This window comes from Phaeodactylibacter xiamenensis (genome assembly GCF_000759025.1).
Classification (GTDB): domain Bacteria; phylum Bacteroidota; class Bacteroidia; order Chitinophagales; family Saprospiraceae; genus Phaeodactylibacter; species Phaeodactylibacter xiamenensis.
Genome location: NZ_JPOS01000081.1, coordinates 158,748 through 174,033 on the forward strand (window position 1 = coordinate 158,748; position 15,286 = coordinate 174,033).

General features: G+C 54.0%; 10 protein-coding genes. 6 read left to right on the forward strand and 4 right to left on the reverse strand.

Features of this window, described 5'->3' with window-relative positions; translation table 11 throughout:
* Window positions 1–4 precede the first annotated feature (4 nt).
* The 5 genes from IX84_RS21900 (at window position 5) to IX84_RS21920 (ending at window position 9,632) form a co-directional block, all read left to right on the forward strand.
* Entirely contained in the window at window positions 5–2,371 is a 2,367-nt protein-coding gene (locus IX84_RS21900; protein WP_052516295.1) for an alpha-L-rhamnosidase-related protein, read from the forward strand.
* The gene (locus tag IX84_RS21905) at window positions 2,368–3,951 is read left to right on the forward strand and encodes a sugar porter family MFS transporter (protein ID WP_152605191.1); all 1,584 of its coding nucleotides are present in this window, start codon (window positions 2,368–2,370) and stop codon (window positions 3,949–3,951) included. Before IX84_RS21900 ends, IX84_RS21905 begins: the two co-directional genes overlap by 4 nt.
* On the forward strand, window positions 3,944–5,536 hold the full coding sequence (locus IX84_RS21910) for a glycoside hydrolase family 43 protein (RefSeq protein WP_044225844.1): 1,593 nt from the start codon (window positions 3,944–3,946) through the stop codon (window positions 5,534–5,536). Before IX84_RS21905 ends, IX84_RS21910 begins: the two co-directional genes overlap by 8 nt.
* A 66-nt stretch (window positions 5,537–5,602) precedes the next feature.
* Window positions 5,603–8,803, forward strand: coding sequence for a glycoside hydrolase family 2 TIM barrel-domain containing protein (locus tag IX84_RS21915; protein ID WP_052516296.1), 3,201 nt, complete (start codon window positions 5,603–5,605; stop codon window positions 8,801–8,803).
* A gap of 1 nt (window position 8,804) precedes the next feature.
* On the forward strand, window positions 8,805–9,632 hold the full coding sequence (locus tag IX84_RS21920) for a glycoside hydrolase family 16 protein (protein ID WP_052516297.1): 828 nt from the start codon (window positions 8,805–8,807) through the stop codon (window positions 9,630–9,632).
* Here the strand turns inward: IX84_RS21920 and IX84_RS21925 are convergent.
* From IX84_RS21925 to IX84_RS21940, 4 genes are all read right to left on the reverse strand, one after another.
* The gene (locus IX84_RS21925; protein WP_052516298.1) at window positions 9,626–11,248 is read right to left on the reverse strand and encodes an alkaline phosphatase D family protein; all 1,623 of its coding nucleotides are present in this window, start codon (window positions 11,246–11,248) and stop codon (window positions 9,626–9,628) included. The genes IX84_RS21920 and IX84_RS21925 overlap by 7 nt on opposite strands.
* Window positions 11,249–11,257: 9 nt before the next feature.
* Window positions 11,258–11,575: a T9SS type A sorting domain-containing protein gene (locus IX84_RS21930; RefSeq protein WP_044225846.1), complete on the reverse strand. Its 318-nt coding sequence runs from the start codon at window positions 11,573–11,575 to the stop codon at window positions 11,258–11,260.
* Entirely contained in the window at window positions 11,529–12,530 is a 1,002-nt protein-coding gene (locus IX84_RS33590) for a hypothetical protein (protein WP_044225853.1), read from the reverse strand. The genes IX84_RS21930 and IX84_RS33590 overlap by 47 nt, the downstream gene beginning before the upstream one ends.
* A 116-nt stretch (window positions 12,531–12,646) precedes the next feature.
* Window positions 12,647–14,329 (reverse strand): hypothetical protein, encoded by a 1,683-nt coding sequence (locus IX84_RS21940; protein WP_044225856.1) that lies wholly within the window; start codon window positions 14,327–14,329, stop codon window positions 12,647–12,649.
* Between the two features lie 136 nt (window positions 14,330–14,465).
* On the opposite strand from IX84_RS21940, the gene IX84_RS21945 reads away from it, so the two are divergent.
* Window positions 14,466–15,286, forward strand: an 821-nt coding sequence (locus tag IX84_RS21945) for an IS256 family transposase (RefSeq protein ID WP_044225859.1), incomplete at its 3' end; no start/stop codon positions are given.

Genomic DNA, 15,286 nt, shown 5'->3' on the forward strand with positions numbered 1-15,286 from the left:
TTGTATGCAACGATTTCTTCCTGTGTTATCGCTGATTTGCCTGTTGCTTTCCCCTGCAATTGCTCAGGCTCAGGAACAGTTTAATCTGGAGGGCCAGCCCTGGCCTGCACAATGGGTCACCCATCCTATCGCTGATACAGAGGCGTTTGGGGTATACCTGTTCCGGCAGGAAATGAATGTGGAGACCGTTCCGGAGACCTTTCCCATCCGGATCTCGGCGGATAACCGCTACAAACTTTTTGTGAACGGCCGATATGTCGGCAAAGGGCCTGCCCGGGGCGACCTTCTGAACTGGCGCTTTGAGACGTACGATCTGAGTCCTTATTTGCAGTCCGGGGCGAATGTGATTGCAGTACAGGTATGGAATTTTGGAAAATATAAGCCCGTCGCGCAAATCTCAAGAGGCACCGCGCTGATCATTCAGGGGGAGGACCGCAATAGCGCCCAACTCAATACCGGCACCGGGCAGTGGCGGGTCCACCGGGATACGGCTTATGCGCCCATTTCCATCGACCGGGAACAGGTGAGGGGGTACTTTGTAGTTGGCCCCGGAGAATATATGGATGTGGAGGCGCACCCCTGGGGCTGGAAAGCAGCAGGTTTTGAAGAGGAAGGTTGGCATACTCCCGAGGCATTATTTCCCGGAATTCCTGCGGGCGGCACCTTCGCACACGGTGGTGTACCGGCTTATCAGTTGGTCCCCCGCCGTATTCCAGCTATGGAAGAAAAGATTGGTCCCCTGGGGCGTATCCGCCGGACCAGCCTCAAGCTGCCCGATGAGGGGGTAGTATACGTGCCAGCCAATACCAAAGCATCAGTGCTCATTGATCATGGAACGCTGACCACCGCTTACCCGGAGCTAAAAGTCACGAGCGGAGGAGAAGCAACCCTGCGCCTGTTCTACGCAGAAAGCCTGAAAGATTCTACTTTCAATAAAGGGCACCGGGACAGCATCAACCATAAAGCGCTCTTTGGCTTTCATGATGCCTGGAAACTTGCAGAAGGCAGGTACGATCTGACTACCCTCTGGTGGCGCACCTTCCGTTATATTCGGGTGGAAATTGAAACGAAAGATGCGCCGGTATCCATTGATCAGGCCCAAAGCCGCTTTACCGCCTACCCCTTTGAAGAGCGGGCGGTTTTTGATAGTGATAAGGAACTGCTGTCTGATATCTGGTCCGTCAGCTGGCGTACGCAACGCTTATGCGCCGGCGAGAACTACTTCGACTGCCCGTACTACGAGCAATTACAGTACGTCGGCGACACCCGTATTCAGGCGCTCATTTCCTACTACGTCTCGGGCGACCACCGGCTGTTCCACAAGGCTGTGTCTGATTTTTATGAGTCCCGCATGCCCTTTGGCCTCACGCAAAGCCGTTATCCCAGCCGTGATGAACAGATTATCCCGCCCTATTCCCTGTTTTGGATTGCGATGCTGCATGACTATTGGATGCATGTTGGGGAACCGGAGTGGATTGCCAGTATGTTGCCTGCCGTAGCGGATATTCTACAGTGGTATGAAGACAGGATGGGCGAAAACGGCTTGCCGGGCCCAATGGAATGGTGGAACTTTGCTGATTGGGTGATTGGAGAAGACGGCTGGAAAAGCGGGGTGCCACCGGGCGCCGAATCAGGAGGTTCTGCCCTTATCGGTCTGCAGTTGTCTTACAATCTGCAACTGGCGGCTGATTTGTACGAAGAATTCGGCGAGCCGGAGCGGGCAGCAGCGTATCGCGCCCGGGCATTGGGCATCAATAAAAGCCTTCGTAATCTCTGCTGGGATAAAGACCGTCAGCTATTTGCAGATACGCCAGCAAAAACCACTTTCAGTCAGCACGTCAATACTATGGCGGTGCTCACCGATGCCCTGCCCGAGGCAGAACAACCCGCACTATTGGAGCGGCTGCTGAAGGATACCACTTTGGCCCCTTGTTCCTACTACTACGCCTTTTACATCACAGAGGCGCTATGGAAAACCGGGCTTGGGGACACCTACTTTGAGTATCTCGGCCCGTGGGAGGAGCAACTAGACCTTGGCCTGACCACTTTCGTGGAAGCCCCCGGAAAGACCCGCTCGGATTGTCATGCCTGGAGTGCTTCGCCGGCCTACCACTTCCTGTCACTGGTGGCGGGCATCCGTCCGGCAGCGCCGGGCTTTTCCAAAGTAAGCATTATGCCCCACCTGAACGGGCTAAGCGAACTCCGGGCTAATATGCCGCATCCAAATGGCACCATTGAGGTGGAATACAGCGAGGCAGATGGGCGTTTGGAAGCCAAGGTTACTCTGCCTCCCGGATTGGAAGGCACCCTAAACTGGAAAGGGCAATCGCAAACCCTGAAGAGTGGGCCCCAATCCATTAAACTCCGATGATGATGCAAAACAAAACGAGCAGTGGGCAGATGACCCGCCTCGCCCTGATTATTTCTCTGGGCGGTTTCCTCTTTGGCTTTGATGCCTCGGTAATCTCCGGAGCTATCCGGTTTCTGGTGCCGGAATTTGGGCTGTCTGACCTGGCTCTGGGTTGGGTGGTGGCGTCCCTGACTTTTACTTCCACGCTGGCCATGATGGTCGCCGGGCCATTGAGTGACCGGATAGGGCGGAAGAAGCTGCTGCTGATCATTGCTTTCATGTATGCTTTCTCAGCCCTCTTTTCCGCCATAGCTCCGACCTACGGCATATTGGTTGCTGCCCGAATGCTGGGCGGACTGGCGGTAGGCGCAAGCCTGATCATCGCCCCCATGTATATCGCAGAGCTGAGCCCTCCGGAAAAGCGCGGGCGCATGGTCTCTATCAATCAGCTGAATATCGTTATCGGGTTTTCGGCGGCCTATTTCTCGAACTACTTCCTGTTGCAGGCCAGTGGCTCGGGCGCGGAATGGGTACAAAGCATGGGCATAGATACCAACACCTGGCGCTGGATGCTGGGCGTTGAGCTATTGCCTGCGCTGGCCTACTTCGGGACCCTTTTTGCGGTACCGGAGAGCCCCCGCTGGCTGGTGATGCAGGGCAGAGAGGAGGAAGCCGCTGTGGTCATCGGGCAACTATCGGGCGAAGCGGAAGCCACGGCTCAAATACAAGCGATTAAGGAAAGTGTACAGGCTAAAGATGCCGGGGATTCGCTGGGGCAGAAACTACGGCGGCTGTTCCGGCCAACGCTGCGGAAGGTCCTCTGGGTGGCTGCCATCGTGGGCATTTTGCAGCAGCTGACTGGCGTGAATGCCATTTTCTTTTATGCCCCTTTCATCTTTGAGCAATCCGGTATTGGATCAGACGCGGCTTTTTCCCAAGCGATCTATGTTGGGCTGCTCAATGTGGTCTTCACCCTCATCGCGATGAGCCTGATTGACCGTATTGGGCGCAAACCTTTGCTGCTGGTGGGCTTATTGGGCATTGCCCTCAGTATGGGGCTGGTCAGCTATGGGTTTCAGCAGGCGACTTATGAGCTGACCACAGTGGCTGTCGCCGGACTGCCGGAAAGTATTGACCGGTCTTTGCTGGCTCAGGTGACCGACGTGGCTTATGAGGATGACCTGGCTTTCAAAACTGCGCTCAAAGCAGTCTTAGGCCGTACGGTTTATGTGGCGAATGAAGCAGTCATCCTGCAATCCGCTGCCAATATCAACCCTACCTTGATTTTGACGGGCATCCTGGGCTTCGTAGCCTTCTTCGCCGTTTCCCTGGGCTCGGTCATGTGGGTGCTCTTTTCGGAGCTTTTCCCCAATTACATCCGGGCGGTAGCCGTCTCTTTTGTGGGTTTTATCAACTCCGTCGTGAGCTTTTCGGTACAGCAGTTTTTTCCGTGGGAGCTGGCGAATCTGGGCAATGCTCTGACCTTTGGCTTATTCGGTGGTTTTGCCGCAATCGGCTTTCTGCTGGTCTGGCGCTTGTTGCCGGAAACCAAATCCCGCTCATTGGAAGAACTGGAAAAAGAACTCATCACCGATGATTAAAATTGAGAACCCTGTCTTGCCGGGCTTTCAGCCTGACCCCTCCATTATCCGGGTGGGGGAGGATTACTACATGGCTACCTCAACCTTTGAATGGTTCCCGGGCGTACAGATTCATCATTCCCGGGATTTGAAGCACTGGCGGCTCATTGACCGCCCCATCAATCGCCTGTCTCAACTGGATATGGCCGGCAATCCCGACTCCTGCGGGGTGTGGGCGCCCTGTCTAACCTACGACAAAGGGACTTTCTACCTGGTGTACAGCAACGTGCGTTCCTTCGATGGGGTCTGGAAAGATGTCCATAACTATCTGGTCACGACTCAGGACATTACGGGCGAATGGTCAGACCCCATTTATCTCAACAGCAGCGGATTTGATCCTTCTCTTTTCCATGCGCCTGATGGTCGGAAATGGGTAGTCAATATGCTGGCCGACCACCGGGACAACCGCTTATTTGGGGGCATCGTACTGCAGGAGTTTGATCCGGATGCCGGTAAAATGACCGGTCCGGTGCATATGATTTTTGAAGGTGAGGGGATAAAGAATGTAGAGGGCCCGCACCTGTACTACCGCAACGGCTATTACTATCTGCTCATGGCTGCCGGCGGGACAGAGTACGACCACTGTGCGATTCTGGCCCGCTCCCGGGACATCACCGGCCCCTACGAAGCCCACCCCGGTAATCCGGTTTTGACCACCAAAGGGCACCCGGACTGGCCCCTGCAAAAAGCCGGGCACGGCGACCTGGTCGAGGCGCCGGACGGGCAGTGGTACATCGCTTTTCTGTGCGGCCGGCCATTGTCGAAGCTGGGGCGCTGTACTCTGGGGCGGGAAAGCAGCCTGGCTCCGGTGGAGTGGAGGGATGATGATTGGCTGTACCTTACCAACGGCAAACAAGTGCCAGACCCGGCATTTTCGATTCCCGGTGAAGAGGTGCCTTGCCCTCAACCAACGGAACGCCATGATTTTGATACTACGGAGTTGCCGGAAGACTTTCAGTCCCTGCGCGTACCGGTTACTCCGGATTGGGCTAACCTGGAGGAGCGCCCCGGTTTCCTGCGCCTGTACGGCCGGGAATCGCTGAGTTCTTTTCATTACCAAAGCCTGTTGGCCCGGCGGTTGCAGCACTTTGATGCCACAGCAGCAACAGCCCTTGAGTTTCAGCCAACAACTTTTCAGCAGATGGCTGGATTGGTCGCCTACTACAATACCGGGCATTTTTACTATCTGCACATCACCGGGAACGAGCACCGGCAAAAGCGGATACTCGATCTGATTGCCTGCGATCATTATGCGATGTCTCACCCCATGAGTCAGTGTATTGATTTACAGGTGGATGGCAGGGTGGAGCTCAAGTTGCACTTCAATCATGCCGAGCTTCAGTTTTTCTACCGGGAAGAGGCAGGGGACTGTCAAAAAGCCGGCCCGGTTTTGGACGGGAGCATTCTATCAGACGACTACATCATGGAACAGTGCGGGCGTTACCGGTCGGCATTCACCGGGGCTATGGTTGGTATTTGTTGTCAGGATCTGATGGGCAGTCGTAAGCCCGCTGATTTTGACTGGTTTGAATACAAAGCGGTTTGAAAGCGATAAAGGGGGCGAAGTGTCCTGATTTTTTTTAGTTTTAAGCACCTGAAAAAAATAACTGATATGCCATCTTATTATGCTTACCGCAATTTAGCGGTTGTACTGTTGCTCACCTTGAGCACGGCCTTTGCCGCACAAGCCCAGATACAACCCTGGGAAGACCCCGCCGTCAACGGGATCAACCGCATGCCGGCCCGGGCAACGTCCTATTCTTACCCGGATGAAGCTACCGCGCTTATGGTGGACCGCGAAGCCTCCGGGCGTTACCTCAGCCTGAATGGAAACTGGGCGTTTGCCTTCGCTGAGGTGCCCGAAGCCGCTCCGAAAGACTTCCACCTGCCAGATTTTCAACCCAAAGGATGGGCGCAGATTCCGGTGCCTTCCAACTGGGAATTGCAGGGCTACGGCACGGCGATTTACACCAACATCACCTATCCCTTTGTGCCGGTAGACCCGCCATACGTTCCCGATGAGGACAACCCCACCGGCTGCTACCGCCACACCTTTGAGGTGCCTTCAGACTGGGATAATCAGCAAGTAGTGCTGCACTTTGGAGGCGTGAGCTCCGCGTACTATGTGTGGGTGAACGGGGAGATGGTCGGCTACAGCGAAGACAGCCGGGTGGCTACGGAATTTGACATAACGCCTTATGTGAAATTTGGAGAAAAGAACCTGCTGGCGGTAAAGGTACACCGCTGGTCTGATGGCAGCTATCTGGAAGATCAGGATCACTGGCGCCTGAGCGGTATTCACCGGGAGGTGATGCTGCTGGCGCAGCCCCGGACACACATTCAGGATTTCTTTGTCAAGGCAGGCCTGGACGAGGGCTACAGTTATGGCAATCTTACGGTCAAGCCCCGGCTTAACCACAGCCGATTATCCGATTTAGAAGGCTGGTCCTACGAAATTGATGTGTACGACGATTCGGGGCATCCGATGCTGGAGCAGCCCCTCAATGCCACGGTCAGTGAAGTGATAAAGGAGGACCTCCGGGTTTACCCACGGGGAAGTACGGTGCTTTCGGCTACCGTTTTCAATATTAAGCCCTGGACAGCGGAAACGCCCAACCGTTATACCCTGGTCATTGCCCTTAAGGATGAAAATGGGCAAACCGTAGAGGCCCGAAGCAGCCGCATTGGCTTTCGGAATATCCAAATCGGACCGGAAGGAGAACTGCTCATCAACGGAGAATCGGTGGAGTTGTACGGAGCCAATCGCCACGACCACCATCCGGTTACGGGCAAAGTGGTCTCGGTAGCGGATATGGAAGAGGACATCCGCCTGATGAAGCAGCTGAACTTCAACGCCGTGCGGACTTCCCACTATCCCAATGACCCCCGCTTTTACGAACTCTGCGACCGCCATGGTTTGTATGTCATTTGCGAAGCCAATCTTGAGGTCCACGGCATTGGCAGTTTGTTGACTAAAGACCCACGCTGGTCGAATGGTTTTGTAGAGCGCGCTGTGCGTATGGTGGAGCGCCACAAAAACCATCCCTCCATTATTTTTTGGTCACTGGGCAATGAGTCTGGTGCCGGAGCCAATCACGCTGCGATGACCGGCTTCATACGCGAGTACGACGATACCCGCCTGGTGCACTACGAGGGCAATCACGAATTTCCGCACACCAAAGCCAGCTACGTGGACATGTACAGCCGGATGTACTGGTCTATCCCCGAGATGGTCAACCTCAGCCGTCAGTCAGATTTGAAACTGCCCATCATGTGGTGTGAAATGGCGCACTCTATGGGCAATTCGACAGGTAATCTGTTCAAATTCCGGGATGTGATACAGGCGGAACCACAAATCGTAGGGGCATTTGTATGGGACTGGGTCGATCAGGGGCTGGTCAAGACCACCGAAACCGGCGAAAGGTACTTTGCCTACGGAGGTGATTTTGGCGACACCCTGATCAATGATGAGAACTTCTGTCTGAATGGCGTCGTGGACCCCGACCGCCGCGTGAAGCCCGGTGCTAAAGAGTGGAAAAAGGTCTTCCAACCGGTACACCTGACGACTCAGGTGCCACAGGAGGGCAAGCTTACGTTGACCAACCTGTATGATTTTACCAATCTTGAAGGGTATACGCTTTCCTGGCAGCTTATGGAAAATGGCGCGACCCTGCGTTCCGGATCCATGGCCCTTCCGGATTGTCCGGCGGGTGTTGCTGTGCCACTGCAATTGGGGCAAATGTCGCCCAAGGCACCAAAGCCCGGCGCCGTTTACGCCCTCGACCTCCGTGTTACGCTCCCTGAAGCGCAATCCTGGGCACCGGCGGGTCATGAGATTGCCACTGCGCAATTTGTGCTGCCGGACGTGGCGGATAACCGAAGCTTTAGTGTGCCAGAGGGCAAGCTCACGCTGGAGGAGAATGAAAAGCAAGTCAAAATATCAGGTGCCGATTTTATAGCAATCGTGGATAAAATTACCGGAGCACTTTCCGATTATAGCACCGGTAAAATCAGTTGGCTGGAAGCCCCCCTGAAGCCCAACTACTGGCGTGCCCCGACCGACAACGACCGACGGGGCTGGAAAATCTACCGCGAAGCTGTGGCCTGGAAAACGGCGGCTGAAGAAGCCAAAGTTCAGGGCGTGCGCGTACAGGAAGCGGCCGGCTACGTGCAGGTGGAAGTGCAAAGCGCCATCCTGGAGGGCAAAGCCAGCCAAAAGACGGTGTACACCTTCTACGCGGACGGGCAGGTCAAGGTCGATTACCATTTCAAAAAAGAAGGCGACTACCCGGAACTGCCCCGCATCGGAATGCAAATGGCGATCCCGGATGCCTATGATCAGATTGAGTTTCTCGGGCGCGGACCGCATGAGAATTACATCGACCGGTTGTTGAGTGCCCAATTAGGCCGTTACAGCATGCCTGTGGACAGCTTTTTCGAAAGCTACATTATGCCGCAGGAGTGCAGCAACCGAACCGGCGTGCATTGGATGGCCCTTTCCTCCGGGCGTGGCAGTGGATTGCTGGTGCAGGCTCAGGATAGCCTTAGTATGAGCGTCTGGCCTTACAGCATGGCCGATTTGGAAGCCGCGACGCACACTCCGGAACTGCCCGAACGAGACTTCCTGACCGTCAATATTGATCATCAGTTACTGGGCGTGGGTGGGGACAATACCTGGTCGAAGGAATCCAAAGCGCATCCGGAATTCCGGTTGAATGCGGCAGAATACCAGTATGGTTTCGTATTACGCCCTTTTAGCAACAAACAATCTTTGCAAACGTGGCTGATTACACCTGTTCCAAAAACCAATTAACATGAGTACCTTCCTTTTGCCCCTGTTCTTTTTCCTGTTTGCTCAATCAGCTGAGCTGCCTGCCCCCTCTGCCATGAAAGGCTGGAGCGATGAGTTCGACCGCCCAGCCATTGATACTAACCTATGGAATTTTGAAGAAGGCTTCATCCGCAATCACGAAGGGCAGTACTACACCAACCGTCCGGAAAATGCCTATATCGAAGACGGTTGCCTGGTGCTTGAAGCCCGCCGCGAGCCCTTTTCCAACGCCCGTTACAATCCCGAAAGCGACAGATGGCAGGATCAGTGGGAAACCGCAGCCTACACCTCCGCCTCTTTGCATACGGCCGGCAAGCGGGAGTTCCTGTACGGCAGAATAGAAGTCCGCGCCAAGCTGCCCGCTGGGCGTGGGGTATGGCCAGCCATCTGGACACTGGGCAATAAAATGGGCGGGGACGTGCCCTGGCCCGACCGTGGGGAGATCGACATCATGGAATTTGTAGGGTACAATCCGGGGATGATCTACGCCAACGTCCACACCGGCGCTTACAACTGGGTGGCGGGGACGAACAAAGGGGATTCCATCCGGATTGAGGATGCCTCCACAGCCTTCCATGTTTATGCCATCGACTGGACGCCGGAGCGGATTGACTTTTACGTCGATTCCACCCGGTATTTCTCCTTTGAGCGGGATGCAGAAGCCGACTTTCAGCGCTGGCCCTTTGACCGCCCGCAGGCCCTAAAGCTCAATCTGGCCATTGGTGGCAATTGGGGCGGCCGGCAGGGGATTGATACGACGATTTTCCCTCAGCGGTATTACATTGACTACGTGAGGTATACGCCTTATTGATCTTCCGACCGCCAAATAAATTCATTCACCACCACATTATCAATATTAATGATGCGGTAAGTGACCTCGGGAATGTCTCCGGTAGTATCAAAAAGGAGCTGTCCAAAGGAGCATTTCTCGTTGTAGCCGTATTCGCTGCCCGGCATGATTTTGTGCGTATGCATATTGGTTAGCTTGGAGCTCTCAAATTCGTACAGCGGGTAATCATTTGGCCGGTCGATCTTCCAAATGTCGGATCGGTGGCGGTCGGCGGAAAGTAGAAAAACGCCTTTGATGTTGTTTTCCGTCAGGAAGTCAAAAATCTCGGTGCGCTCCTCTTTGTAACCGCCCCAGGTGTCAATGCGGCCTTCCATTTCCGGCTTGGCATCAAAAGCCCAGGGCACGGAGGAAATCAGGACTTTTACCTTAGCATTAGATTCCAGGAGGGCGGATTTCAGCCAGGCCTTTTGCACCTCGCCCAGCATACTCAACGGTTCTTCGTGCACCGCACCCACTTCACTGGGTTGGCGGTAGTAGCGGCAGTCCAGGAAGAAGAAGTCCACATCGGCGATTGAATGCTTAAAGAATACACCAGGCTTGCTCGTTCCATCTCCGTAGCCGGGGTTGACCCACTGCCGTTTAAAGAGCTCAAGTACCGGCCGTTTCCAGGCGGGGGAATCAGGGTCGGGCGTACCATACTCGTCGTTGTCTCCAAAGTCATGGTCATCCCAAATGGCGTAGGTAGGGGTTTGGGCTACCAGCTTTCTCCAGTGGGGCTCCGACTGCCGGCGGTGGTAACAGTACTGCTGCAAATAGGGCTGCTCCGGGTAGTCGATGTACACATTATCGCCCAGCATGAAGAGCGCATCGGGCCGGTGCGACTGAATGGTGCTCCACATGTAATGCTGCCAGGGGATGTAAGCTGCCCCGCCTCCGAATACAACAGAAAACTGCCCCGGTTTTCCAGCCTTAGGGTGGGTGGTGAACTGATAGGTGCCTTCGGTGGGTTGTCCATCCACGGAGAGCCGGTAGAAATAGCTCAGCCCGGGTTTCAACCCGTTGACGGTCAGCTCAGCCGTGTGCCCGTCTGCGGATTGGGTGCGCCCGGTAGCCGATTTGACTTTCCGGAAGGATTTGTCCCGGCTGACCTCCACCTGCACTTTCCGTAGCTGATCTGTACGGCACCAGAAAGTAGCGCTGTTGCCAGTTACATTGCCAACCATGGGGCCATGTACCAGAGGAGTGGTATGCTTTTCAGCAAGGGCCTTAAAGCCCGGTAGCTCCACCAGCGGTTGCATCAACTTCGAAGGCCTAGCCAGATAGCGGCCAAACGGCATTTCCTTTTCCAGAGAAGCTTTGACATAGCCCAGTGACTTTTCGGTCTCACCAATGTAGGCGTAGGCCAGGGCCCTGACAAAGTCGGCTTCCACATCGCCCTCCCGGGCATTCGCCAGCGGTAAAACCTTCTCCGGTTCTCCTTCGTAGATATGCCGGAGGTAGGTCGTAATGGCTTTACGGTTGTACCAGTCTTCGGCATCACGGCAGAAGTACTCGCCCTCGCGCGGGACTAATTCCTGGGCTTGCAGGGTGATCGTGTTACAAAATAAAAAGCAGAAGGGTAAAAGTAACAGGCGCATTTTTCGAAATTATTGAATGATGATTTTCTGTATTTGCTGTGGCCCGTAGGCAGCCCGCAGGTAGTAAATGCCGGGTGGCAAGTGACCGATGTCTATTTGTTGCACCGGTTGCAGTAGTTGCCCCTGGTGTACTACCTGTCCAAAATTATTGAATAACTGCGAAGGTACAGCAGCTGTACCGGGATGGGGCTGCTCTACGTAAAGTACGGAAGTTGCCGGATTCGGAAACACCTTAAGCGGCAGAGACTGATCGGGCGAACGGACAGCCACAGGCTCGCCCTCAAACCGGTGATGTACTTCCAGATTGGCCAGGTAGGCTTGGTCCACCCCCCCGGAAATAGAGGCGAAGCGCTTCAACCTGTTCAAACCAGTGGTACAAGGCAGGCGGCTCGTTGATATCAGTGCCATGCGCTTCATTCAGCTGACCGACGATGAGCCCCTCAAACTGATCCGAACGCGGTGTTTCCATAAGCATCACCAGCTCATTATCGCTTTCGGGCGCCAGCGCATCCCTTTGGTAAAAGGACAGGCGGTTGGGGGCAATGACCCAGGTATAATGCATCCAGTGGGTAGTGGAGGCCAGTGCCAAACCTTCATTCTTTTGGGTGGGGCTCAGAGGATAAGGATCGCCCTGCCCGGGTGTACCCCCGCCGGCCTCACTGGAAAAACCAGGCAGCCAGTAGCCAAAGGCCTGCTCAATCTCCCCTTCCAAATCCTCACCTCCGCCGTACAGCATCAATCCGCCAGACTGGAAAGCGCCGGTGTTCTCGGTGTTGCGGAGGCGCATATTGTAGGCCGGCCGTCCAAAGGGGGCTTCCGCCGACAGGTCATCAATGGCGCCAAACGGAATACCATTTTCGGGATAATCATGCAAAAGCGTCACCACTATCCGCCCGGACTCGCCCCAGCCGGGGCTGTTCAGTGCATCCCAAAGGGCATCGAATTCCACGATAAGGGTGTCTGCTTCCCGGGATACGGGCGTGGGAAACCGAAAATCCACCGCCTGCGATGCCCGGATGGTATTGGGTTGATAGCCTGCATATTCCATGGCTTTGGGCGTCATGTGTATGGCCTGGTTGATCAGCCCCCGGCTATCCTCGATGGAATCGTGCTGAAAGCCGCTTTCCACTTCGGTATTGTCGCCCCAGATCAGGAGGCGGGAAAGATCGGTGAAGCCGGAGGTGTCGGAGAAGTTTTCTTCGATTAGGAGCGTATCCTGAAAGGATTGAGCGGTAAGCAGACCCGGAATTAAGGCCAGTAACAGGTAAAACAGTCGTGCCATGGTAACAGCGCTTTGATAAAGGTAGCTCAGTACCGGGCGCTGTAATGGTATTTGGCTTCCGGGTTCTTTGCAGACTGTAAAAGGCCTGTTTCCGGTCAGTATCAAAATACAGCGTATTAATCCTCGGACCGGCAAGTCTCCAGGATACTTTTAAGGGTTGCCCGCGCAATTTTAGTCGATTCAAGATCTGAAAACAGGATAGTGAAGTCATCCTTAAAGCCCGGGTCTCCATCTTCGTAGTATTTGATGATGTCCTCTTTTCCGATGGTTTCCAGTTCCAGCCCCACTTCGCTGCCGGAGATATCGATATCCGCTTTTTCGCCGTTGATATCGTAAAGGTTGAATTCAAAGATTTCTTCTTCCCCTTTTTCAGTTTCTATTCTTGTGAAGGTGATTTTGCAGGGATCTTTGTCTGCACCAGCCTGTAGGGCCAGTTTTTGCTCCAGCATTTTGGGCGCTCCTTCAGCTACAGCTGCCTTTAGCCATGCCCAGTCTTTGACCGGAACGGGGCGTACTGCCGTCTCTTTAGCCAGGTAGGTGAGCAGTGCCTGCAGCTGCCGGGCATTCTCTACATCAGAAGCCCGGAACCGGAGGTCGGAGTCAAAATCGTCGGGTTCCTCGTTCTCAAATACCTGAATAAACTTGTTGTTGCCCTTGACTTTGACTTCCACGGCAATAGCCGTTTTATCCACATCAATCTCAATTTCAGCGGGGTCAAAATCCCCAAAATCAAAGCGGTAGGCCCGCTTTTCGGCATCCTCTTCTTCCTGCTCCGTGAGGGTGTAATCTGTCGTGGAGCCTATTTTGATCTCCTGAGTTACTTTGGTTGCCCCGCGGGAAAAGCTGTTCAATGCGCTTTCAAAAAGGGCGACAGCATCGTCGTAATCAGCAGGTACGGGTAGGCGATTTTCCACTTCCTGCCTGCCAAATCGGATAAGGGTATCCAAAACCGAAGCCATTTGCCTGCCCAGGTCTACATCCGGGAGGTAAACGCGGAATTCGTCTTTCATATCGTCGAGCACATCATTTTCATAGTACTCGATGTAATCGGTTTTTTTCCGGGTTTGTCCCTCCACAAACAGGGCCTCATTCTTGATTTCAAACTGCAGGGACTTAGGGTCAAGGTCCGCAAGGCTAAATTGCATGGCGGTGGAAGTGGCGTCCTTGCTCGACTTTTGGTGGATTAGGATTTGATCCTTTCTGTTTTCATCAAATTCCGCAGCCTGACGGATGGCTTCATCTTCGTCAACAGCGGTTTCTTTAATGTTGCTCACCAACCACTTCCGGAGATCGGTATCAATGGCTTCAACTCCATACTGAGCGGACCAGGCGATCTCAGCGGGGGGGATGGCAGCATCCAGCAGTTTTTCAATAGCCCGGGCTTCATCAATATCCGTTGCCCAGATTTTTATTTCATCGGTGTACCCATCGAATTCTCCTTCCTCATAGTATTTGATGAGGTCTTTCTTATTTTTTGTCTTCACCTCCAGGGGCAGTTCCTTCTTACTGTCCTCTATACTGATCGTGTACCGGTCCAGGTCGCCCAGGTTGAAGGCATAGCGGTAGGTGGTTTCCCTGGCTTTACGGTCGGTTTCCACGATAGTGAGATTGATCGCCCAGGGTCGGCTGGCATCGGCCTCAAAGTTTTGCTGATAGACTTCTTTGGCGGTTTCTACTGCGGTGATGGCGGTGTTTAGGGCTTGGGTGAGGCTGTCGAGGTTCGCGGGACTCTGAGCAATAGCAACCTGAATGCTCAATAGGATTAGCGCCGAAATAGCGGTTATCTTAAAAAGACTCATTGGAATGATGATTTGGGTTTATGGAAAACAAAGGATGAGATTGTAGGTATTAAAGAATTACTCAGACTCATAAGTGTTTTCTAATTGCGAGAGTGTTTAGAAATGTGTGTCTCGTAAAAAATGCGAGATTTACGACATGAAAAAGAACAACCAAGAAGAAGAACAGACAGAGCCTTTCGACTTCAGCAGCTTTGAAGAGTCAGCGATAGCGGGGCTACAATCAGGCCAGCCGCTATTTGGAGAAGGTGGTGTCCTCAAACGTTTAGTCAAGCACCTGATAGAGGCCTCTTTGGAAGGGGAACTGGACGCGCACTTGGCTAGCCAAAGAGCCTCTGAAATAGCCAACAAGCGCAACGGCAGAGGGCGGTCGAAGAAACTGCGCACCGATGTTGGGGAGATAGAGATTGAAACGAGCCGTGACCGCCTGGGGAATTTTACCCCTCAGACGGTAGGCAAATGGGAACGCGAGGTAGGAGCAGGCTTTCAAGACCAGATTCTAGAGTTGTATGCGATGGGCAATAGCGTTGAGGACATAAGGCTGCATTTAGCAAAGATGTTTGGTGCCCGGCTGAGTACCGGTGCAATCAGTGCTGTTACCGACCGGGTGTGGGGGGAGATAAAGACGTGGCAGGAGCGGCCTTTATTGACGTTGTACACGCTTATTTACTTGGATGCTATACACTACAAAATCCGTGAAGAAGGGCAGGTGGTGACAAAGGCGATCTACACTATTTATGGCGTGGACGCGCAAGGACAGCGTGATATTCTTTCCATCCATATAGGTGCCAGTGAGGGCGCCCACCAATGGTCGCTGTACCTGGAGCAGCTCAAGCGCCGTGGCGTCGAGGATGTCCTGTTCTTTGCCGTCGACGGGCTTGCTGGCTTTGGGGAAGCCATCAACCGGATATACCCACAAGCCACGGTGCAGCGCTGTATCGTGCACATGATACGCACTAG